Here is a 23,083-nt window from a genome sequence, read left to right on the forward strand (position 1 = left end):
TTGGTTTTTGATGAAAATCGAATCTATGTTTACTATTAAAACAAAAAAACAGAAGTTTATCTCTGTTTTTTTATGAATTTAATAAAAAAGTAAGTGTTTATTTTTTAGACTCATTTACAAGTCTTTTTAAAATTGCCCATTGTTTTAATGCGTCTCGAGCTTCTACTGCAGGATATCCTAACATAGTTTTTCCTGCCGGAATATCTCCCGTAACGCCAGAGCCAGCACCTACAATAGCACCATCACCTATAGTGGTATGGTCTTTTATAGAGGCACTTCCGCCAATAATTACGCCGTTCCCTAAAGTTACGGATCCTGCAAGTCCACTGTTTCCAGCCATAATACAGAACTTACCTAATTTACTGTTATGACCTATTTGAACTAAATTATCAATTTTACAACCATCACCTAAAACAGTAGAACTAAATTTCCCTCTATCAACACAGGAGTTAGCGCCAATTTCGACACTGTTACCAATAATTACATTTCCAATTTGCGGAATTTTGACTAAACCTCTTTGTGGGTCAGGACGGAAACCAAAACCATCGGCACCTATTGTCGCATTAGGATGCAAAATACAATCATTCCCAATGTGACAGCGCTCTCTAACAACAGTTCCAGACCAAATCACGGTGTTTTTTCCTATTGTGCATTCGTCAAGTATAGTCACATTTGGATAAATGGTCGTATTATCACCAATTATAACTTTAGGTCCTATGTAACAACCAGCACCAATTCGTACACCATTACAAATAGTTGCCGTGGTGTCAATCACAGCGGTTGGATGAATGTCAATATTGAATAGTGGGGCAGGAGGAGCAAAAAGTTCCAATACTTGAGACATTGCCAAATCAGCATTTTTTACTTTTATAAAAGCCCTGTCTTCTCCTGGTTCGATAGCAATATCTTCATTAACAACTGCAACACAAGCCTTAGATGTAGCCCAAAATTTTTCATATTTTTTGTTTCCAATAAATGAAATTTCAGATTCATTAGCGGCTTCAAGTTGTTCAGGTGCAGTAATACTTTGAAAAGTATTCCCGACTATTTCTCCTTTTAGAATCTCATTTATTTCTTGAATTGTGTAGGATTTCATTAAGTATATATTGGATTTGGTTGTTTAATAATTATCAAATAAAAGAATTTAGTGTTAAAATTCCTAATCTTAATAATTTCTTTAACAAGATAAAAAAGTGTTAGTTATATAACTAATAAAAATAAATTTACAACAAAAGGGAGTATTAAAAAATTAATTTTGCTAGTTAATGTACGCTTGTATTTGATGAAATCATTCCAACTAAAATTTTCAATTCTTATAATCTTCTTTTCTTTTTGTTCAGTAAATGCTCAAATTCAGGCTTTGTTTAACAGTAAAACACAACTTCGGGATTTGACTGAACGTTGGGAATTAGATACCACTTCGGTTAGAGGGACATTTTTGCTGACTCCCTATAAACCCATGTATGTTTTACCGGTTAGATGGACAAATAATCCAAATGAACAACCTATTTCAGGAAATGTAGATCCTGATTATGTTGCTCCGCCTGGAGTTAATTACAATAATATTGAGACTAAATTTCAGTTGAGTTTCAAGGCCAAAGTCTTGCAGGGGATTTTTTGGGGACATGGTGATTTATGGGTTGCTTATACACAAATATCACATTGGCAAATCTATAATAATGATCTTTCAAGACCCTTTAGAGAAGTTAATTACGAGCCGGAACTAATTTTAAATGTTCCTGTTAAATTTAATTTTTTGGGTTTTAAAGCCCGAATGATTGGAGTGGCTTTCAATCACCAATCAAATGGGAAGAGCGAGCCCTTTTCCAGAAGTTGGAACAGAGTTATTCTTCATGCAGGATTGGAACGCAAAAATTGGACAATTTATGTGAGGCCTTGGTTTCGTCTTCCAGCAGAGAAAGATGATAATCCGGATATTTCAGAATATGTAGGGCGAGGAGATGTGAATGTGATTTATACCAAAAATGGTAATATATTTTCTTTTATTGGTAGCCATAATCTAAATTTTAATTCAAAAACAAGAGGTAATTCATCCTTTTCCTGGTCGTATCCCATAAAAGATAATCTTAAGGGATATTTGTTGATTTCTCATGGATATGGTGAAACGCTAATTGATTATAATAATTTACAAACAACAATTGGAGTAGGAGTATCTTTGATAGAATGGCTTTAAATTTTAAAGGAGCAATTCTTAAAATATCGTAAAAAATTTACAGAACGGTAATTGGTACACCAAGTTTTACAAGTGTTTCTTTGCCATCTATTTTACCAGGAGCCCGTCTCGAGGTAGTACGTTGTTCGTAATGTTCCTTCTGGACTCTCTTCATAAATAGTATAATAAATCGCATTATCTGCAGATTGTAATTCTTTAATGTACTCAGTAAAATATACTTTTTCTTAGCAAAAAATTATACCGAAAAAAATAAGACAAATAATGATAGAGAATTTTTCATCTTTATATAATTTTTTGGGTAAAAGCAACAAAAAAAATCCTACAATATAGCTTTAGCCTACTGTAGGATTAAATTTAATAGTAGAATATTGTTACTCTTCTTTTTGCCCCATCATCATTAGATAAGCTTTCAGAAATTCGTCAATTTCGCCATTCATAACGCCATCCACATTACTGGTTTCATAACCGGTTCGAACGTCTTTAACTAATTTATAGGGCTGCATCACATAATTCCTGATTTGTGAACCCCATTCTATTTTCATTTTTCCCGCTTCGATATCAGCGCGTTGTGCCTGTTTCTTTTTTAACTCAATTTCGTATAATTGAGATCGTAACATTTGCATGGCACGCTGTCTGTTATCTTGTTGCGAACGTGTTTCAGAACATTGTATTTGAATTCCGGTTGGTTTATGAAACAATTGTACTTTAGTTTCTACTTTATTTACATTTTGTCCTCCCGCACCGCTAGATCGCGAAGTAGTAATCTCGATATCAGCAGGATTTATATCAATTTCGATACTGTCGTCTACAAGCGGATACACATAAACGGATGCAAACGAAGTATGACGCTTAGCATTACTGTCAAAAGGAGATATTCTAACTAATCGATGTACACCGTTTTCACCTTTCAAGTAACCAAAAGAATAATCGCCTTCAAATTCGAGTGTTACGGTTTTTATACCCGCAGCTTCTCCTTTCTGGAAATTCAGTTCTTTGATTTTGTAGCCGTATTTTTCGCCCCACATCATGTACATGCGCATGAGCATTTCGGCCCAATCACAACTTTCGGTTCCACCGGCACCAGCGGTTATTTGTACCACAGCACTCAAAGTATCACCTTCGTCAGAAAGCATATTTTTGAATTCAATCGCTTCAATATGATTGGCTGTAATCGAATATTGTTCGTCTAATTCTTCGGCAGTAAGTTCACCTTCTCTGTAAAAATCATAGGCGAGTTGCAATTCGTCCGTCATTTCGACCGCTTTATTGTAATCTTCAATCCATTTTTTCTTGTTTCTAAGATTTTTTACAATGAGTTCCGCTTCTTTTGCATTGTTCCAAAAGTCGGGAGCAAAAGTTTTCTCTTCTTCATTAGAAATTTCAATTAGCTTGGCATCAACGTCAAAGATACCTCCTCAACGCACCAAGGCGCTCTACAATACCTTTAATTTGTTCGGTAGTTGTCATAAAATTATATTAATTTGATAGGTCTGTTTTCAATATTTACAAAAAATTCCATTGTGTAATATATTTAGTTCAGTTTTAACTGAACTAGTTTGAATTAACAAACGGTATTATGTAAATTTGTGGCACAAAAATAGAAAAATTTTACGAAGAGACAATTTAAGAATTGTCCTTACTGATAATAAAAAAAATATGGAAATAAATTTAATTAGCGATACGATTACAAAGCCTTCACGCGAAATGTTGGTACACATGTTGAATGCTGTGGTAGGGGACGATGTTTATAAGCAAGATCCGACAGTTATTGAACTTGAAGCTAAAGTTGCCGAGATGTTCGGAATGGAAGCGGGACTTTTTTTTCCATCAGGAACTATGGCAAATCAAACGGCGATAAAATTACATACACAGCCTGGAGAACAATTGATTGCCGACAAATATGCGCATGTTTATCATTACGAAGGTGGTGGAGTTTCCTTTAATAGTGGTGTTTCGTGTTGTTTATTAGATGGAAATCGCGGAATGATAACTGCGGAACAAGTGGCAGGAGCTATCAATGATCCGGAATTTTACCACAGTCCATTAACGAGTTTAGTTTGTGTTGAAAATACAACAAATAAAGGTGGTGGTGCTTGTTATGAACTGGAAGATTTGCAAAAAATAAAGATGGTTTGTGATGCTAACAATTTGAAATTTCACATGGATGGTGCTAGAATCTGGAATGCTTTGGTTGCTAAAAATCAAGATCCAAAAGCATTTGGGAGATTATTCGATACTATTTCAGTTTGTTTGTCAAAAGGGTTGGGAGCGCCTATTGGTTCGGTATTATTAGCCGACAAAGCGACGATTCATAGAGCATTACGTATCCGAAAAATATTAGGTGGCGGAATGCGTCAGGTAGGTTATTTAGCGGCTGCCGGAATTTATGCTTTGGATAATAATATAGAACGTCTCGCTGAAGATCATCGAAGAGCTAAAGAAATAGGAGAAGTTTTGAAAAATGTAAGTTGGGTTGCATCAGTGGAACCTGTTGAGACTAATATTTTGATATTTACATTGGTTCCAAATTGTATTGAAAAGAATTTAATTGAATTGTTGAAACAAAAAAATATTTTAATCAGTTCCATGGGCCATGGAAAACTACGAATCGTTACGCATCTTGATTATAAAGAAGTAATGCACACGTATGTTTTGGAAACATTGCAAAAGTTAGTATAGTTCTTCTTGGAGAATTTGTTTAAAGTTTAAGGTTTAAAGTTTTTATCGTGATCAAAAAACGTTAAACCTTAAACTTTAAACTTTTTTATTTAAACAAATTATCCATTCCTGGAATCATTGGTATATCCATTTTTGCAACAGCATCAAGTTCAGCTTCATTTACTTTAGTAGCTTTTTCGATAGCTTTGTTTAGTACCAAAATCATATAATCTTCTAATTGTTCTTTGTCTTCCAGCAAGGAATCGTCAATAGTGATTGATTTAATTGAGCGATTAGCAGTAAGTGTCACTTTCAATAAACCATCTGTACTTTGCTCATCTATAAGGACTGTATCTAAACGTTTTTTTGTATCTTCTATCTTTTGTTGGGTTTCTTTAAGTTTACCCATCATTCCCATTAAATCCATGTTTTAATTTTTTTAAATTAATTGAATTACAAAATTAGTATATTGCATAGTCATATTCAACAAAATATTCATGAAAAATAGACTCATCATAACTTCTCTTTGTGTTATTTTTGTAACTTCATTTACTAATACAAAAGCACAACAAATGTTAAAAAAAAGTCCAATTCCAGTAGCTAAAATAATTCCAAAATCATTAGAAAAACATAATGAAACAAGAATTGATAATTACTTCTGGTTAAATGACAGAGAAAACCCCGAAGTTATTGATTATCTGAATAAAGAAAACACGTATTATGATGCAATGACTGCACATACTAAAGATTTTCAAAAAGAATTGTTTGAGGAAATGAAAGGAAGAATTAAGGAAGATGATCAATCAGTTCCTTATTTATATAATGGCTATTATTACATCACCCGTTTTGAAAAAGGGCAGGATTATCCCATTTATTCGAGAAAAAAAGGAAGTCTTTCTGCCAATGAAGAAATTTTATTCAACTGCAATGATTTGGCCAAAGGACATTCGTATTTTCAATTAGGAGGTTTGAGTGTGAGTCCGGATAATAAATTTGCAAGTTTTGGAATAGACATTGTTGGGAGAAGAATTTACACGATACAAATAAAAAATCTTGAAACTGGAGAAATCTTTTCTGATAAGATTGAAAACGCTACTGGAAACTCCGTTTGGGCAAACGATAATAAAACCATTTTTTATACCAGACAAGACAAAGTTACCTTGCGATCTGATAAGGTTTTCAAGCATAAATTAGCCACAGATGCTAAGGATGATGTTTTGGTTTTTAATGAAAAAGACGATACTTTCAACGTTTCGGTGAGTAAAGAAAAATCAAAAAAATACATTGTAATAGGATCTGGAAGTACATTAACTACTGAATATAGAATTTTAAATTCAGATAATCCAGATGGAGAATTTGTTGTTTTTCAACCAAGAGTTCGTGGTTTAGAATACAGTATTTCTCATTTTGGAGATTCTTTTTATATTCTTACCAATAAAGATAAGGCGACCAATTTCAAGTTGATGAAAACGCCTGAGAGCGCTACTGCAAAAGAAAATTGGAAAGATGTAATTGCTCACAGAAAAGAGGTTTTGCTGGAAGATATCGAGATTTTTAGCAACTATTTGGTTGTTGAAGAGCGTTCGAATGGATTGAATCATATTCGAATAATGTCTTGGAGTGGAGAAGGAGAGTATTACTTGCCTTTTGGAAGTGAAACGTACAATGCTTACACGACCACAAATGTTGATTTTGACACTGATATCTTGCGTTACAGCTATCAATCATTAGCAACGCCCTCTTCGGTTATTGATTTTAATATGAAAACCAAAGAGAAAGAAATCAAGAAAGAGCAAGATGTTCTTGGAGGCAAATTTGATAAAAATAATTATATAGAAGAACGCGTTTGGGCCACGGCTACTGATGGAACTAAAGTGCCTATTTCTTTGGTGTACAAAAAAGGATTAAAGAAAGAAGGTAATAACCCTTTATTGCTTTATGCGTATGGTTCTTATGGCGTTACGATGGATACTTACTTTTCATCGACACGTTTGTCTATCTTAGATAGAGGTTTTGTATTCGCTATTGCACACATTCGTGGTGGTGAAGATTTAGGAAGAGAATGGTATGAAGATGGAAAATTATTGAAAAAGAAAAACACATTCACTGATTTTATTGATTGCTCTAAATTTTTGATTCAGGAAAAATATACGTCACCTGAACATTTATATGCCGAAGGTGGTTCAGCAGGAGGATTATTAATGGGAGCAGTAGTAAATATGGCACCGGAATTATACAACGGAGTGATTGCTCAAGTTCCTTTTGTAGATGTAATTACCACTATGCTTGATGATACTATTCCGCTTACAACAGGAGAATATGACGAATGGGGTAATCCAAACGTGAAAAAATATTATGATTACATGCTTTCTTATTCGCCTTATGACAATGTAAAGGCTCAAAAATACCCTAATATGTTTGTTTCTACAGGACTACATGACTCTCAAGTGCAATATTGGGAGCCTGCAAAGTGGGTTGCAAAGCTACGAACTCAAAAAACAAATGACACTGTTTTATATCTTAATACGAATATGGATGCCGGTCACGGAGGTGCTTCAGGGCGTTTTGAAGCCTTAAAGGAGTTAGCAAAAGAATATAGTTTCCTATTAGATTTAGAAGAAATTAAAAACTAATTAGATTTTTTTGTTAAATTTGTAACATTCGTGTTTAGTGTAAGATTGCCACGACTAACTATTTTTTTATGAAAAAAGAAATAACTGCTTATAATAATGTCTTAGAATTAATAGGTAATACTCCACTTATTAAGCTAAATAAAGTTACTGAAAATTTAGAAGGAAATTTTTACGCTAAAGTAGAAGCTTTTAATCCGGGACATTCTTCAAAAGATAGAATAGCATTATACATAATTGAAGAAGCTGAAAGGAGAGGTATTTTATCTCCTGGTGATACCATAATTGAAACAACTTCCGGTAATACGGGTTTTAGTTTAGCAATGGTAAGTATCATAAAAGGCTACAACTGTATTCTTGCTGTTAGTTCTAAATCATCTAAAGATAAAATAGATATGCTTCGCAGCTTAGGTGCTAAAGTATATGTTTGTCCAGCACATGTTTCTGCTGATGATGAACGTTCTTATTATAATGTCGCTAAACGTTTGCATGAAGAAACGAAAGGTTCGATTTATATTAATCAGTATTTTAATGATTTGAATGTTGATGCGCATTATAAGTCTACCGGTCCAGAGATTTGGAAACAAACTAACGGAGCAATTACACACTTAATAGCTTGTAGTGGAACAGGCGGAACTATTTCAGGTACTGCAAAATATTTAAAAGAACAAAATCCTACTATTAGAATTCTTGGAGTGGATGCTTTTGGTTCTGTATTGAAAAAATATCATGAAACTAGAGAATTTGATAATGACGAAATTTATCCATACAGAATAGAAGGTCTGGGAAAAAATTTAATTCCATCTGCAACTGATTTTGATATAATTGATAAGTTCATGAAAGTAACAGATGAGGAAAGCGCTCATGCTGCACGAGAAATCACCAGAAAAGAAGGTTTATTTGTTGGATATACTTCAGGAGCAGTGATGCAAGCAATTAGACAATATGCGGAAGAAGGTGAATTTGACACTAATAGTAATGTAATAGCAATTTTCCCGGATCACGGTTCTCGTTATATGAGCAAAGTATTTAGCGATGATTGGATGAACGAACAAGGTTTCTTTGACAGCATCAACGAAGAAGAAGTTCAGAAAATAGAATTTATAAAATAAATTTAAAATTATATATTTTTAGTCCCATTTGCCTCCGCAAATGGGACTTTTTTATTGAATATTAAATTTGAATACTTTTTATTTAATCCAATAATTCAGAATTATTAAGTATCAATTCAATTTTTTTAATAGTGATTGTGATTTGACTCATTTGTAATTCTATATTTCTAAAAAAGAGACTAATATCTCTATTTACCCAACTTTCAGAAATAACTCTTGCGCCTAAACTAATTCTTAAAATAGCACTTTCAATTTCTGTAGTATATTTTACATTAACTGCTTGACCAATATGACATTTTTGGGCAGCAAGTCGTATGATTTCTAAAGAAGAACCTTCAAACTGGTCAGATAAATCAGAATTTAATAACGTATATAATTTTTTTACTTTATCAACAGATAAGACCTCATTGTTTTTAAAAATAAAGAAAGGAAAAATGGTACGAATATTTCTTATTCCAAATTCTTTACTGCTGTACGTCTTGGTTTTTGTTTCATCACCATAAATTGGCTGTAAAAAAGTGGCCTCTTTTATGGAGTCGTCCACAAAATTGCAAAACATCTCAATACCCATATTTCGATATAAAATAGGTGTTTTGTAATACCTGTCCATTTCAACCACCGCAGCATTCCAGCGCATATAGGAACCATAGTTATAGCCTTCAGATAATTGATTGGAACAAAACCAGGAAGTCGGCCAGTCAGAACGATTATAATACTGGTTTAATCCTTTAGGTAATGTATTTTTTACAGATTGAATTAATTTATTGACATTTTTAGGTAAAATTAATGCACCGCAATATGGAGGACCAGTAAAGAATTTACTCCCCGTTATGGTGACAATATACCCTTTATTTAAATAATTTTGTATGTCTTTTGGATCTAATCTTAGCTGTGATCCATCTACAATTATTTGAATTGATAAATCTTCCAGTGTATTTAGTTTTTTAATAAATTCGTCGCTAGGAGATTGATACCCTAATTTTGATTGGTCCATAGTATGTAATACTATATGCCTGCCTTCATTTCTGGTCTTAACAACGGCATCAAATACTTCCTGATCTAATTGATTAGAAGATTTTAATGCACCATTTTGATCTCTAAAAGGGATTTGTATTAAATCAACATCTCTAAATCCTTCAATTTTACTGTCTTTTTTAATTGGGTAATTTAATGCTGTAGTGTTTTCAAAATGACACCCTTTTAAGGCCGCAGCTACACCGCTACCAGTTTCATCAGAGGCCACCAAAATATGTGTAATTTCTTTGTCAGAAATAATTTGTGTTATGGCTGCTATTTGAAGAGAAGAATCAGTACCTGATGGTGAAAAAATTATTTCACATTCCTCATTTAATTTAAAGATATGTCTAAGATTATTTTTTAGCAATTCTGAAAACTCGATTGTAGTATTTTGAAAACCTTTTTTCAGGCTATTTCTAATCAATATACTTCTCACTTTATCTGTTTTATCAAAAGCAAAATTAGAAACGCTTGACGCCGTCGACGAAGCAAAGGTAAATGCATCAGGTCTTGGGAATGGACGGCATCCGTACTTGTTTAGCAAATGAATTTCGTCGATATTCAATCGAAGATCACCTCCAGACATCAACATGTATTCTGTCGGTTTTGCAAGATTTTCGATAATAGGTTTCCAAGATTCTTTGCGTTCAGTATCAGAGTTTTTTAAACCATGAAAAGATTGAAGCTCGTCATTTATTAATGAAGATTCAGTATTTAAAGAGGTATCATTTTTAATTAAGTTAATTAGAATATAATCAAGATTTTCTAATTTTTCCTTATCATCTTTCGGTAGTAAATTATAAAAAATTCGAATCACTTCAAGAGCTGCAATATCGCATAAAACAACATCTTTTTTCTCGGCGTTCAAAGCTTTGTACCAAAGCTGCCATTCGATTCCATATCTTAAATAGACTAATGCTAAAATGGGTTTGTCTAAAAATGAGGAACCTATTATAATTGATTTGTTGGGTACAATTTTGAAAACAGTAGGCTCACTGGTTGAAGTGATAATATTGATGTTATTTATCTTTGGTACGGTATTGAATCTTTTTAAGATGCGTACTAAATAGTTCACATTTTCTTTTTCAAATAAACTGGTTCTTTTATATTGATTTTCAATTAGAATGTTGTTTGTCATAAGTGTTGTAATTTAAAACGTTCCTTAGAACGATATTCTGTATTTGGAAATTTAGATTGCTAACTAAACTCATTCAATCAGAGACTATATTTTTGTAGAAGATCATAACAAAAAATAATTGTGCTCCTAACGGTTTGATGTTTCGCTTGTTTTTGAGGCGTAGCATTTCGCAAAAGTCAGCAAATATAAGAAACTTGGTAGCAGTATAAAAGATATTAAATAATACTCGTTTGCTAAATCTTCTATTTTTAGATAAAGTCAGTAATTTAAACGGTATTTTTAAAATAATTAGAAGGCAAATGTCTTTTAAAAAATTATTTGTATACTATTGATTTATTGCTTGAAAACTTCAGAAAAAGATAAAAGTCTTAGGAAAACCTATTATTACAAGAAACTATTTGGTTTGTTTTATAAATATGTTTTCAGCCGATTTTAAAAAACAGCTCAAAGAATACTTTAAACGATAAATCACAGAGGCATTATTCTTAGTTCATAAATTGTGCAACAAAAAAACTCTAGCCAAAGCTAGAGTTTAAAGTATAATTGTATCAAAGTCTATTCTTCTTCCATAGTGTGATATACGTTCATCACGTCATCATCTTCTTCAATTTTTTCGATAAGTTTCTCTACATCCGCTACTTGAGCTTCTGTAAGTTTCTTAGTAATTTGTGGAATTCTTTCAAATCCAGAAGAAAGAATTTCTAACCCTCTGTTTTCTAATTCTTTTTGAATGGTTCCAAAACTTCCAAAAGGAGCATAAATCAATATACCGTCTTCGTCTTCAAAAACTTCTTCAGCACCAAAATCGATTAATTCTAATTCTAATTCTTCAGGATCGATACCGTTTGCTGGAATTCTAAAATTACAGGTATGGTCAAACATAAATTCAACCGAGCCTTGGGTTCCCATAGTTCCATTACATTTGTTAAAATAACTTCTAACATTTGCCACAGTTCTGTTGTTATTATCAGTAGCAGTTTCAACTAATATTGCAATTCCATGAGGTGCATATCCTTCAAATAAAACTTCCTTATAGTTTGCTGTGTCTTTATCGGTAGCTTTTTTTATGGCACGTTCTACATTTTCCTTTGGCATGTTCACTGCCTTCGAATTTTGAATAACAGCTCTTAATCTAGAATTGGCTTCAGGATTTGGACCGCCTTCTTTTACGGCCATTACAATATCTTTACCAATTCTGGTAAATGCTTTGGCCATTGCCGACCAACGTTTCATTTTTCTACCTTTTCTAAACTCAAACGCTCTTCCCATTTCTATTTTTTATTTTGAACTGCAAAAATACAGTTATTAGTTATTTTTTCAAAAATTTTTATTAGTCAATTGGCACATGCTTTGAAATAAAATTATCGCCTGTTACATTCCAAAAATTGATAGCATTGGCTCGCTCTGAATTGAACTTGTTATTGATAGCATTATAACTTCCTACTTCTTTATTCAACTCGTTTACCAATTTATTGAAATTATCCACTTCTTCCTTTGATCTGGAAGTTGCTGATTTGTTATCCATTGTTTTTTTACTCTCTTGAAATTTTTGATTGAGCATCATAAAGGCAACTACTTTAGGACTAAATTCCAGTGCTTCTTTTTTACTGAATTCTAATACCTTTTTGGTTGCATTCACTAGTATTAAATCATTATTGAAAGCTTTAAATGTTTTTAATTTATCTAAACCTTCGTTCGAATATTGCTCTAATGCATTACTGTTTTGTTGAATGGCATTCAAATTGTTTTGAGCAATGGCATTCATCAAAAGCGATTCTGTGAAATTTACTTTGAAAAATATCAAAAATAATTGGGTGTGGTTTTCAAAAACTTCGTTGGATATTTTCATTTTTTTGCCCAATTCACTTTTCTCTTCTCCAATTTGGATACCATATTTATTAGCAAATATTTTTTGGTTGGCATTCAATTTATTCACTTCCTCATTGATTTTAGTATTGACTAAATCTCTTGCCAAAATAAAAGCTTCCATAAAATCATACGATTGTTCCGCCACTTCCTGCATGTTTATGATTTTTTCATATTCCTGATTGATTTGTTTTTCAGAAATTGATAAATAAGCTAGTAGTTGGTCTTTATATTCAACATCACCTTTATAACCATCCTTTAAAGCTTCAATTTTTTTAGTGGCATTTTGGATACTTTTTACCAATGTTTTACGTGTTACATCAATTCTTCGGGCATTTTTACTATGCGCAACTGCCGAAGTGTATTTCCAAGTTGTTCGAGAAATAGCATCAGTTTCTTTGCCAATATAATTTAAATAGTCAACAGGAGTTTTGAATTCTTGAGCATTAGAAAAGGTAATCGTAATTAAAAATAGGAGCGAAGTAATGGTTAATTTCATTTTTTTGGTTGGTTATTTGTTCAAATTCTTATAATCGTTTATTATGGCAATTGCTTCTTCTAAATAAGGATTGTTTTTTACCTCTTTAATTTTATAGCGATTAATATCCTGTTGGAAAACATCAAATTTTAATCGTTCCAAATCATAGGAATTATTCGAAATTATATTTTTACTTTCACTTTCCACAATTTTTTTGACTTTTTTCCAAAGTGAATCAATTTCATGAATATCGTTGAATACATCTTTAAAAACTAATCGTGTCGGTTTTTTGGGATTGTTATAAAGTACATTAATCTGCTCATTAGCCAAACTAATGTCATTGAAGATAGAGGTGTTTTTTACTCTTGATTTACTTAATTCGATTATTGTGGGAAAATAATTTTTTGTGAACGGATTGAATCTTGCTTTTGTAGTAATTACATCATATTTCAAAGCTGTTTTAAAACTGATTTCCCGCGGAATTATACTGTCAAATAAAACGGGTAGAGCAATATCTGGAACAATTCCTTTTATTTGATGGCTGTCACCTGTAATTCTGTAGAATTTTTCAATAGTAAGTTTTACAAATCCCTGTTGGTTATTTTCGTCCAATGGTAAAATGGTCTGCATAGAAGCTTTACCTAATGATGTACTGCCAATAATGATTGCTCGATTATAATCTTGCATTGACGCTGCAAAAAATTCGCTAGCCGATGCTGAATTTCCACTTATTAACAGCACGATTGGACCATTATAAACACTACCACGATTGCCGTCTTTTAAAATGGTTTGTTGGTTTTTATTATTAACTAAAACAGATACAGGACCAATATCTAGAAACATTCCAGCTAATTTAGTGGCTTCTTCCATCGATCCGCCACCATTGTTTTGAAGATCGATTACTAAACCTTCAACATTGTCTTTTTGAAGTTTCACGATTTCTTTGGCAACATCATCAGCGCAGCCTTGAATAGAATATCCGTCAAAATTAGAATAAAAACTAGGAATGTTGATGTAACCAATTTTTGTTTCCGCTTCGGCAATATAACTGAAAACCGCATTTTCAGTGGCTTTCATTACTTGCTTTCTGAGGAGTACAGATTGTATGGTTCCATTTTTTTTCTGAATGGTCAATTCTATTTCTACATTCGAATCAGAAAGAATCAATTCTCCAATTTTTTCTATTGAGGCACAGGAAACAGAATATTCATCTCCTTTAGTATTGGATACTTTTAGGATTACATCGTCTTTATCAAACTTATCTGTTTTGGCAGCTGGACCACCCGGGACAATTTCTTCGATAATAATTTCCTCTTTTTCATTAAATCCAATATTCAATCCCAACGAAAGATTGCTGGTTGATAAACCCGACATGAAACTGGATTTGGCATCCATTGAAAAATAATTGGAATGAGGATCAAAATAAGTGCAAAAAATATTTAAAAAATTATTTTGAAGGTCATTTTCTAATCTGTTAGTGTCTGCAAGAATACTATTTACCTTGCATAAGTTGGTGTCAAATATTTTTGTTTTAGCGGTTTTCTCCAGCTTTGAAAAATTCTGCGTAAGCGAATCTAAATTGGAACTCAATTTCGAAATATCTTCTAGAATATCGTATTTAATTCTCTTTCTCCAGACTCTTTCGATATCGGTTAAAACCAAATCAAAAGGGAAGTTTTTCTTCGAAAATTTCACAGAGTCATTTGAGTTATAGTCAAAATTTTCCTTTTGTATTTTCTCTAAAATTTTCTTTTTTCGAATCAAAGCTAATTTATAAACGGCAACAAAATCACCCATAAACGAACAATTGTTCTGTAAAATATAATTGTCCAGTTGGAGTCTATGCTCACATAGTTTTTGATATTCAATCTTGGTAAATAAGTTTCGGTTAGCATCCAAAACATCCAAAAAGTTATCAAAAACAAAAACCGATAAACTGTCGTCTACCGGTTTTGGTTGGTAATGTTCACGTTGTATTAACGTATTTATTTTAGAAAGTGTTTCACAAGTTTTTGCCTCATTTTGACCTAAAAGTGAAAATGTTGTGAGTAACAATACAAGTGAAAGTTTCTTCATTTATTTTTATTTCTTGTAAAAAGGTAATTTTACCACTTTGGCAGGAACATCATTTTTACGGATTCGGATAAAAATATCACTCTCCAAAGCACTGTTTTCAACAGTTACATAACCCATACCAATTCCTTTATTCATCGATGGCGACATAGTTCCCGAAGTTACAATCCCGATTACATTTCCATCTGCATTCACAATCTCGTAATCGTGTCTTGGTACCGCACGTTCCTGCATTTCAAAAGCAACTAATTTTTTAGTAACTCCTGCTTCTTTTTGTTTTTTCAGGTTTTCTGAATTGGTAAATTCTTTAGTGAACTTCGTAATCCATCCCAAACCAGCTTCTAGTGGCGATGTCATGTCGTTGATGTCATTTCCGTACAAACAGAAACCCATTTCTAGTCGCAATGTATCACGAGCCGCAAGACCAATTGGTTTAATACCAAAAGCCTCACCCGCTTCAAAAACTTTATTCCAAATTTGTTCTACTTCTGAATTTTTACAATAAATCTCAAAACCTCCAGAACCTGTATATCCTGTAGCCGAAATAATTACGTTTTCGATACCGGCAAAATCACCCACTTCAAAATGGTAATATGGAATCGCAGATAAATCTTTGGAAGTCAACGATTGCATTGCTTCAACCGCTTTTGGTCCTTGAATTGCCAATAATGAATAATCATCTGATAAGTTTTTCATCTCTACACCCAAATCATTTTGAGCCGAAATCCAATCCCAATCCTTGTCAATATTCGATGCATTTACAACTAATAAATACTGCTCGTCTTTCATTTTATAAACCAGCAAATCGTCTACAATTCCACCATCAGTATTTGGCAAGCAAGAATATTGCGCTCTTCCAATAGTCAAAGTAGAAGCATCATTTGAAGTCACTTTTTGAATCAAAGCTAATGCATTTGGACCCGTAAGCAAGAATTCACCCATGTGAGAAACGTCAAAAACACCCACGGCATTGCGCACCGTTTCATGTTCTGCATTTACTCCTTCATATAAAATTGGCATATTGTATCCGGCAAACGGAAGCATTTTTGCTCCCAAACTCTCGTGTATGTGCGTAAGCGCAGTATTTTTCATTGTGTTTTTATATAAAATTTGAAGTCGCTAATTTATTGATTTTATTTCGGGTGACAAAGGCAGAGCGAAGCAAAGTTTAAAGTTTCAAACGTTTTCGGAAGAACACGTACTGTAGGATTTATAATAAGTATTTTTAGGAACTATTTCCTGCTATCCGCTGTATTCCCGCTTAACAAAAACTACGGCTAAAAAACCTTGTTTTTATATAGCGGGAGAAGCCGCTTTAAACGAAGTTCACTGAACTCCTATAAAAATAAAAGTATTGTGAAGTAATCAGGGCTAGGGAATTTAGGATCAATTAACGAATTTGTTTCCTATAAAATTCGTAATTTTAAACAAACAAATTTCAATGAAGAATCCTATTTACATCGACCAAAAAGAAATCCTGAAACGCTACAAACAACCTGACAAAAATACCCACAAAGGAATTCAGGGTCACGCTTTAATCATTGGCGGAAGTTATGGCAAAATAGGAGCAGTGAGTTTATCTTCCAAAGCTTGTTTGAAAACCGGTTGCGGATTAGTCACCGTTTTTATTCCTAAATGTGGGTACACTATTCTTCAAACCGCCATTCCTGAAGTCATGGTTTTGACGGATATTCAGGATAACATAATTTCTGATATTACTTTCGAAATTGAACCGAAAGCTATCGGAATTGGTCCAGGTTTAGGTCAGGCCGTAGAAACCCAAAATGCGCTGTATCAATTTTTAAAAACGAATAAAACGCCTTTAGTAATCGATGCTGACGCATTGAATATTTTATCCAAAAATAAAGAATGGTTTTCTTTAGTACCGCCCAAAACAATCTTAACGCCACATCCTAAAGAACTGGAACGATTAATAGGAAAATGGGATTCCGAAGAAGAGAAAAGGAGTAAAGCAATCTCCTTCTCTAAACAATACCAACTTATAATAGTTATGAAAGGTGCACCCACCCAAATCATTGATGGTGAAACTGTCTATGAAAATACTACTGGAAATGCCGCTCTCGCAACTGCGGGAACTGGCGATGTTTTGACGGGAATGATTACCAGTTTATTAGCACAATCCTATGAACCTGTTAGTGCCGCAATTCTTGGTGTGTATCTCCACGGATTAACCGCTGATATTGCGTTGCCAGAAACTGGCTATCAATCGTTTATTGCTTCAGATGTAATTGCGAATATTGGGAAAGCCTTTTTGAGCTTAGAAAGTTGAGATATTCTCTAAATTAACTACTTTTAAGAACTCAACAATTAGAAAATGGTCATCAACATGAACAAATTAAAATTATTGTTTTTTGTATTTATCCTTATTTCATGTTCTCGAAACGAAAAAATTATTGAAGGAGATTTGGCTTTTAAGTCGATTGATCTTTTTAACTATTATAATCTTGATCAGAAGAGTATTGATGAGTGGGAAAAAGTACTTAATGGTACGCGTCAAATTAAAAACCCTAGTGCGGATGATGTGTTTATTTTGAATTATTTTGATGCATTAAAAAAACACAAAGTAATAAAGTCTCCTTCTATTAAACTCAAAACAAAAGATTCAATTATAAGAGTCTATTTAAGCGAGAATGATTATCAAAAAGTAAAGAATTATAATTCAAATGATTTGATTTCAAATAATAGAAAAGTAAGTCTTAAAATGAACATTGAAACCAGAGGAAAAGAAATTTATTATTGTAAAGAGTTAATTTCTATAAAAGAAGTTCATGGTGAAACTTACACCAGTAAGTAGCAATATTATTTACTGTTTTAGTAATTACTAATACAAAATCAAACTACTTATTTGTAAGTTTGTATCCAAGCAAAATTGCTTTATCCAATTCGATTATGGAAAAAATACCTCATCTTAGAACCGTAAATGTTACGCGATACATCACTCCGTTGCGGGAAGGCGGTTCTTTGCCTGCGCTCGCTGAAGCCGATGATGATTTTAAATATGTACTGAAATTCAAAGGTGCCGGACATGGCGTGAAAGCTTTGATTGCCGAATTAATTGGCGGAGAAATAGCTCGTATTTTAAACCTAAAAATGCCCGAACTCGTTTTTGCAAATCTCGATGAAGCATTTGGCCGTTCAGAAGGCGATGAAGAAATTCAAGACTTGCTTCAAGGCAGTCAGGGACTCAATTTGGCGTTGCATTATTTATCTGGAGCTATAAATTTTGATCCAGTTGTCACTTTAGTAGAACCAAAACTTGCCTCGCAAATTGTTTGGTTAGATGCTTTTATCACTAATGTCGACAGAACGTTTAGGAACACCAATATGTTAATATGGCATAAAGAATTATGGCTGATCGATCATGGTGCAAGTCTTTATTTTCATCATTCGTGGACCAATTGGGAAAAGCATGCGCAAAGTCCTTTTGCACTGATAAAAGACCATGTATTATTGCCTCAAGCTTCCTTATTGCCAGAAACGGATGAAATATTCAAAAAAATATTGACGAAAGCGGTATTACAGAGTATAGTGAATCTGATTCCGGAAGTATGGCTCCATTGGGAAGATACCGATGAAACTCCCGAAGACATTCGGGAAGTCTATTTTCAGTTTTTATCGATACGTTTAAACCATTCCGAAATTTTTATAAACGAAGCACAAAATGCAAGAGAAGCACTTATATGAGTATGCCGTAATCCGCGTTGTGCCTAGGGTAGAACGCGAAGAATTCCTCAATGTGGGTATTATTTTGTTTTGTAAAAAAGCGAAGTTTATAAAAGTACTCTGCTCGATGAACGAAGCCAAATTGCAACTATTCTCAGCCGATTTAGATCTGGAACAATTGCATCTAAATTTACAGGCATTCGAGAAAGTGGCGCATGGCGAAAAATCAGGTGGACCAATAGGACAATTTGATATTCCATCGCGTTTCCGTTGGTTGACTGCACTTCGCAGCTCTGCCATTCAAACCTCAAGACCACATCCGGGTTTGTGTGATGATTTGGAACAAACAGCACATCGTTTGTTCGAAGAAATGGTGTTATAAAAAAAATTTAAAACTATTGGAAAGTCATTTCACAATCAAAATACTTTTTTGGAATCCACACTATAATCCATAAAATTTAAGGAATGCTGTTCAAGTGACGAGCAAGATGCATCCCCATACTAAAGCAAGCCTGAAGAAGGTAACCGCCAGTGGGCGCATCCCAGTCTAACATTTCACCGATACAATAATTACGATTTTTGTTTTTCAATTGGAAATTTTCATCCACAGCATTCAGTTGAATACCGCCTGTTGTAGATATCGCATCGTTCAATAGGGCAGAACCTGTGATTTCGACAGGTAGTTTTTTTATGTTTTGAGTCAATAACTGCGGGTTTAAATATGTTTCTTTCGAAAGGTATTTTTTCAAAAGGCCAATCTGTGCAGGACTCAATTTAACTTCTTTTTGTAATGTTTCGCTTGTCTTTTTAAAAGTTGATTTTCTAATTTTGTCAAGCAAATCTTCATAGCGCAAGGTTGGTTTTAGATCTAAGAAAATTGTAGCTTTTTTTTGGCTCTCCATTTCCTCCCTAATTTGTGGACTAAGCGCATAAATAGCATTTCCTTCTAAACCAAAATGTGTGATAACCGCTTCGCCTTTTTGCCTTTTATTCAAACAGCTAATCGCAATATTTTTAAGCGGACTGCCTTCATGTTCTAGGATAAAATCTTCCGGCCAATTCACTTGATATGCACAATTAGAAGATTGAAAAGGAACGATAGGAATACTTTCCTTTTCGAATAAATCAAGCCAACTACCATCAGAACCGGTAACTTTCCAGCTGCCTCCGCCCATAGCAAAAATTGTATAGTCTGATTTTATTACTGTATCCGAATTAAAAACAATGTCATCGTTACTCGTCCAACCAGTCCAATTATGTTGGTATTTAATAGCGACACCTTGCTTATCCAGAACATCCAGAATTGCGTTGAGAACTGTTATGGGTTTAATGCCACTTTCAGGATATACCCGTTTGCTACTACCTATGTAGGTTGGGATGCCAATAGTATCAATCCACTTTCTAAAGTCTTCGTTATCAAAATCAAGCAATGCTTTTTCCAGAAAATGAGGCGGTGTATAACGTGCAATCAATTCAGAAATAGGTTCCGAATGGGTGAGATTGAATCCTCCTTTTCCGGCCACCAGAAATTTCCTTCCCAGTGTCTTATTTTTCTCGTAAACAGTAACCTTGAATTTCTCACAATCTAATAACGCAGCAAGTATAAGTGCTGCGGGTCCTCCTCCAATAATTGAAACTGATTTTTTCACGCCACAAAAATAGGTTTTGTTTTACCCATATTCCCTGATATTGGATTTTATATTAGGGTTTGGGCGTAACCCCAAAGCAGAAAATTCCATTTTCCATTACCGTATCTGCAGCTTTGGGGTCGGGCTTTTGGCTGTATCTTTATTTTTTTAAAGAAAAAAAATAAAGGATGCCGCCGCAATCCCTTACGCTAACTACCCGAGGACTAAACGAAATCTTGCTTATCGTTAGATTTTATTTTCTTGAAATAACGTTTCTAATTGCTCAAGACAAACGGTAATGCCTTGTTCAAAGCCCATTTCAATCATAGTTTCAATCTCTTTTTCATTAGAATAAAACATTTTGAATTCAACCAATGTACCAGACTCTGTTTTAGCAAAAGCAATAGTTCCTATAGAAACCGGTACCGAAGTATTTACGATTCCCTCTTCATCACAAAAACTATCTTTAATTTCAAAACTTAAATATGGTGTTATGGCAGTATAGTCCATTCGTCCCCAATGTTTTTCATTTTCGGGACCCACCATTGCGTACAACCAATAGCCGCCAACGGAAAAATCCATAGTTTTGGTTTCGGCTTTCCAAGGTTGTGGTGCCCACCATTGTTCTAACAATTCACTTTCCGTAAACGCAAGCCAAACTTTTTCAGGTGGCGCAGAAAATGTTCGCGATACCAGAATTGATTTTTCTTCTAAATCTTTTACAACAACTGTTTTATTATTGGTTCCCATTTTATTTTGATTTAAGATTGATTATTACTAATTAGAAACCCTTTTTTCCAAAACGATAAATTCCAAAGGCACTTCCGTAATTGGAATATGAACATCGCTTGCTGGAAACGGTTCTCTTGCTCCGGTATCTTCATAACCGTTGCGTTTGTACCAAGCAATCAGTTCATCCCGAACGGAAATTACTGTCATTATAATTTTTGGCAATCCTAATTCGAAGGCATGAATTTCTGCTTGTTGTAATAACTTTTTACCAACGCCACTATTTTGTAATTCAGGTGAAACGGTCAGCATGCCTAAGTACAATTCCTGTTTTTTTTCAATCAACAATACACAACCTATAATCTGATTTTCCTGCGTAAATTTTAGAATGGTATTTTTTGTATTCTGAATCGTTTCTGTGAGTTCTTGTTCTGTGGTTCGTAGTCCTTCTAATATGTTGGCTTCAGTGGTCCATCCTTTTTTAGACGATTCGCCCCGATACGCTGAATTGATTAATGTATTTAAAAGGGAAACGTCTTCTATTGTTGCTTTTGTAATCATGTATAATACTTCTATTCTTGGGTTATTGCTTTGTGTTTTTCAAAGGTAGAAAAAAGGGAGTAATCACTTCATTTTTTTGATGAAATAATTATTCTTTAAATGTATAAAATAATTTATTATAGTATTGATAATCAGTATATTTAATCATTAAACAATAATTTTTTTTATCTTTGAACAAAGAAATTTTATAGTAATTTAAAAGATATGATTATGAAAAATTTAAATATTTTTTTGGTAATAATGATGACTTGTGTACTCAACATAGCGCCTGTATTGGGACAATCGACCGCTAAAAAAAATAAAATTATTGCTGATAGTAAAATAGCAAAGGCCGAGTTCATTAAAAGTGATCCGTTGATGAAGGCGCTTTTTGATAAAGCTTACGGTTATGTTATTTTTCCAAATGTAGGTAAAGGAGGTCTTGGCGTTGGCGGTGCAGCAGGAAACGGGGTTGTATATGAGCAGAACAAACGAATAGGAATGGCAAAATTGACGCAATTGAGCATAGGATTTCAAGCTGGCGGACAAGCGTATCGGGAGGTGATATTTTTTGAATCAAAAAATGAAATGAACCGGTTTAAAGAGAGCCGATTCGAGTTTTCCGCACAAGCTTCTGCTGTAGCTGTAACAGAAGGCGCCTCAGCAAATGTAAAATATACCAATGGCGTGATGGTGTTTACCATGCAAAAGGGCGGACTCATGTACGAGGCATCTATTGGTGGACAGCAATTCAAGTTTAATAAATTGTGATACAACCAAAACGGCTGAAAAAATTTCCAGCCGTTTTGGTTTTTAGTAGTATTTTGAAATACTATAATTATTTCTTTTTTGTCTCTATTAAAATGTATTTTCTGAATACATATTTCCAAGGCATGAAGAGTATTGGTATGATAATTCCGGAGAACATATATGCCATTCCTTCGGCTGGTGAACCTTTGAGCGTGCCGGCTGACCATAAAGGATAAGCGACAACAATAAGCCAAAGTCCTTTGTAAAAAATCATAAAAAGCATAATGGGTAACATTCGTAACGTATGGAATACACCCAAAAGAGCCAGTGTGGAGTAAGCCGCCCAAGTGCACCAAGCTACAGCTCTTGTTGGATCCCATTCCCCTTCATGATTAAGAATAACGGTCCAGGAATCTGTGGCAACAAAAATAAACATTAACGCGAAGAACAGCCGCATCACATAAATATTGATTCTGCGAACTCCTTCGTAGTTTTCGTAGTCAGGAAGAAAAATATTTTTGATACTGAACTTCGATTGCTTCAGCTGTTGTGACGCTTGCTCTGTTGTGTTCATAGTTTTTCTGTT

General features: G+C 33.8%; 21 protein-coding genes. 9 read left to right on the top strand and 12 right to left on the bottom strand.

Translation table 11 applies throughout. From position 1 onward, the window contains the following. Nucleotides 1–97 precede the first annotated feature (97 nt). Nucleotides 98–1,096 carry a UDP-3-O-(3-hydroxymyristoyl)glucosamine N-acyltransferase gene (lpxD, locus tag ACXX80_RS11660; RefSeq protein WP_458553328.1) on the bottom strand — a complete coding sequence of 333 codons (999 nt, stop codon included), beginning with the start codon at nt 1,094–1,096 and terminating at the stop codon, nt 98–100. 159 nt (nt 1,097–1,255) lie between these two features. Here lpxD and ACXX80_RS11665 point away from each other — a divergent pair, with 159 nt between their 5' ends. Continuing rightward, entirely contained in the window at nt 1,256–2,194 is a 939-nt protein-coding gene (locus tag ACXX80_RS11665; protein ID WP_458553329.1) for a phospholipase A, read from the top strand. Between the two features lie 371 nt (nt 2,195–2,565). On the opposite strand, the gene prfB is transcribed toward ACXX80_RS11665, so the two are convergent. Then, a protein-coding gene (gene prfB, locus ACXX80_RS11670) for a peptide chain release factor 2 (RefSeq protein ID WP_315208257.1) occupies nt 2,566–3,661 on the bottom strand; the annotation gives its coding sequence in 2 pieces (ribosomal slippage) (nt 2,566–3,597 and nt 3,599–3,661; 1,095 coding nt in all). A 189-nt stretch (nt 3,662–3,850) separates the two neighbouring features. Between prfB and ACXX80_RS11675 the strand changes: the two genes are divergently transcribed. Then, entirely contained in the window at nt 3,851–4,873 is a 1,023-nt protein-coding gene (locus tag ACXX80_RS11675; protein WP_315208255.1) for a threonine aldolase family protein, read from the top strand. Between the two features lie 85 nt (nt 4,874–4,958). Here ACXX80_RS11675 and ACXX80_RS11680 read toward each other — a convergent pair whose 3' ends face one another. Then, on the bottom strand, nt 4,959–5,279 hold the full coding sequence (locus ACXX80_RS11680) for a YbaB/EbfC family nucleoid-associated protein (RefSeq protein WP_458553330.1): 321 nt from the start codon (nt 5,277–5,279) through the stop codon (nt 4,959–4,961). A 145-nt stretch (nt 5,280–5,424) separates the two neighbouring features. Here ACXX80_RS11680 and ACXX80_RS11685 point away from each other — a divergent pair, with 145 nt between their 5' ends. Together ACXX80_RS11685 and capA are read left to right on the top strand one after the other, a co-directional pair. Further along, a complete protein-coding gene (locus tag ACXX80_RS11685; RefSeq protein WP_458554099.1) occupies nt 5,425–7,485 on the top strand; it encodes a S9 family peptidase in 2,061 nt (686 codons plus the stop codon). Nucleotides 7,486–7,553: 68 nt separating this feature from the next. After that, nucleotides 7,554–8,594, top strand: a complete 1,041-nt coding sequence (gene capA, locus ACXX80_RS11690; protein WP_458553332.1) for a cysteate synthase — start codon at nt 7,554–7,556, stop codon at nt 8,592–8,594. A gap of 82 nt (nt 8,595–8,676) precedes the next feature. Here the strand turns inward: capA and ACXX80_RS11695 are convergent, their stop codons facing one another. From ACXX80_RS11695 to gcvT, 5 genes are all read right to left on the bottom strand, one after another. Beyond that, nucleotides 8,677–10,749 carry a hypothetical protein gene (locus ACXX80_RS11695; RefSeq protein WP_458553333.1) on the bottom strand — a complete coding sequence of 691 codons (2,073 nt, stop codon included), beginning with the start codon at nt 10,747–10,749 and terminating at the stop codon, nt 8,677–8,679. 555 nt (nt 10,750–11,304) lie between these two features. Then, entirely contained in the window at nt 11,305–12,018 is a 714-nt protein-coding gene (locus ACXX80_RS11700; RefSeq protein ID WP_458553334.1) for a YebC/PmpR family DNA-binding transcriptional regulator, read from the bottom strand. Between the two features lie 61 nt (nt 12,019–12,079). Beyond that, nucleotides 12,080–13,114, bottom strand: a complete 1,035-nt coding sequence (locus ACXX80_RS11705; RefSeq protein ID WP_458553336.1) for an LIC11966 family surface protein — start codon at nt 13,112–13,114, stop codon at nt 12,080–12,082. A 12-nt stretch (nt 13,115–13,126) separates the two neighbouring features. After that, a complete protein-coding gene (locus tag ACXX80_RS11710; RefSeq protein ID WP_458553338.1) occupies nt 13,127–15,169 on the bottom strand; it encodes a S41 family peptidase in 2,043 nt (680 codons plus the stop codon). Nucleotides 15,170–15,175: 6 nt separating this feature from the next. Then, complete coding sequence (gene gcvT, locus ACXX80_RS11715; protein ID WP_458553340.1) at nt 15,176–16,258, bottom strand: glycine cleavage system aminomethyltransferase GcvT; 1,083 nt, start codon at nt 16,256–16,258, stop codon at nt 15,176–15,178. A 349-nt stretch (nt 16,259–16,607) separates the two neighbouring features. On the opposite strand from gcvT, the gene ACXX80_RS11720 reads away from it, so the two are divergent. The 4 genes from ACXX80_RS11720 to ACXX80_RS11735 all read left to right on the top strand — a co-directional run bounded on the left by ACXX80_RS11720 (nt 16,608) and on the right by ACXX80_RS11735 (nt 19,232). Then, nucleotides 16,608–17,456 (top strand): NAD(P)H-hydrate dehydratase, encoded by an 849-nt coding sequence (locus ACXX80_RS11720; protein ID WP_458553341.1) that lies wholly within the window; start codon nt 16,608–16,610, stop codon nt 17,454–17,456. A 57-nt stretch (nt 17,457–17,513) separates the two neighbouring features. After that, nucleotides 17,514–17,981, top strand: a complete 468-nt coding sequence (locus tag ACXX80_RS11725; RefSeq protein ID WP_458553342.1) for a hypothetical protein — start codon at nt 17,514–17,516, stop codon at nt 17,979–17,981. A gap of 95 nt (nt 17,982–18,076) precedes the next feature. Next, complete coding sequence (locus ACXX80_RS11730) at nt 18,077–18,871, top strand: HipA family kinase (protein ID WP_458553344.1); 795 nt, start codon at nt 18,077–18,079, stop codon at nt 18,869–18,871. Further along, on the top strand, nt 18,849–19,232 hold the full coding sequence (locus tag ACXX80_RS11735; RefSeq protein WP_458553345.1) for a DUF3037 domain-containing protein: 384 nt from the start codon (nt 18,849–18,851) through the stop codon (nt 19,230–19,232). The genes ACXX80_RS11730 and ACXX80_RS11735 overlap by 23 nt, the downstream gene beginning before the upstream one ends. A 76-nt stretch (nt 19,233–19,308) precedes the next feature. Here the strand turns inward: ACXX80_RS11735 and ACXX80_RS11740 are convergent, their stop codons facing one another. The 3 genes from ACXX80_RS11740 to ACXX80_RS11750 all read right to left on the bottom strand — a co-directional run bounded on the left by ACXX80_RS11740 (nt 19,309) and on the right by ACXX80_RS11750 (nt 21,768). Beyond that, a complete protein-coding gene (locus ACXX80_RS11740; RefSeq protein WP_458553347.1) occupies nt 19,309–20,499 on the bottom strand; it encodes a BaiN/RdsA family NAD(P)/FAD-dependent oxidoreductase in 1,191 nt (396 codons plus the stop codon). Between the two features lie 225 nt (nt 20,500–20,724). Further along, entirely contained in the window at nt 20,725–21,228 is a 504-nt protein-coding gene (locus tag ACXX80_RS11745; RefSeq protein WP_458553349.1) for an SRPBCC family protein, read from the bottom strand. A 27-nt stretch (nt 21,229–21,255) separates the two neighbouring features. Next, nucleotides 21,256–21,768 (bottom strand): GNAT family N-acetyltransferase, encoded by a 513-nt coding sequence (locus tag ACXX80_RS11750; protein ID WP_458553350.1) that lies wholly within the window; start codon nt 21,766–21,768, stop codon nt 21,256–21,258. A gap of 210 nt (nt 21,769–21,978) precedes the next feature. Here ACXX80_RS11750 and ACXX80_RS11755 point away from each other — a divergent pair, with 210 nt between their 5' ends. After that, on the top strand, nt 21,979–22,518 hold the full coding sequence (locus ACXX80_RS11755) for a lipid-binding SYLF domain-containing protein (protein ID WP_417980409.1): 540 nt from the start codon (nt 21,979–21,981) through the stop codon (nt 22,516–22,518). A gap of 67 nt (nt 22,519–22,585) precedes the next feature. Here the strand turns inward: ACXX80_RS11755 and ACXX80_RS11760 are convergent, their stop codons facing one another. After that, complete coding sequence (locus ACXX80_RS11760; RefSeq protein WP_458553352.1) at nt 22,586–23,071, bottom strand: hypothetical protein; 486 nt, start codon at nt 23,069–23,071, stop codon at nt 22,586–22,588. Between the last annotated feature and the right edge of the window lie 12 nt (nt 23,072–23,083).

This window comes from Flavobacterium sp. GNP002 (genome assembly GCF_054343795.1).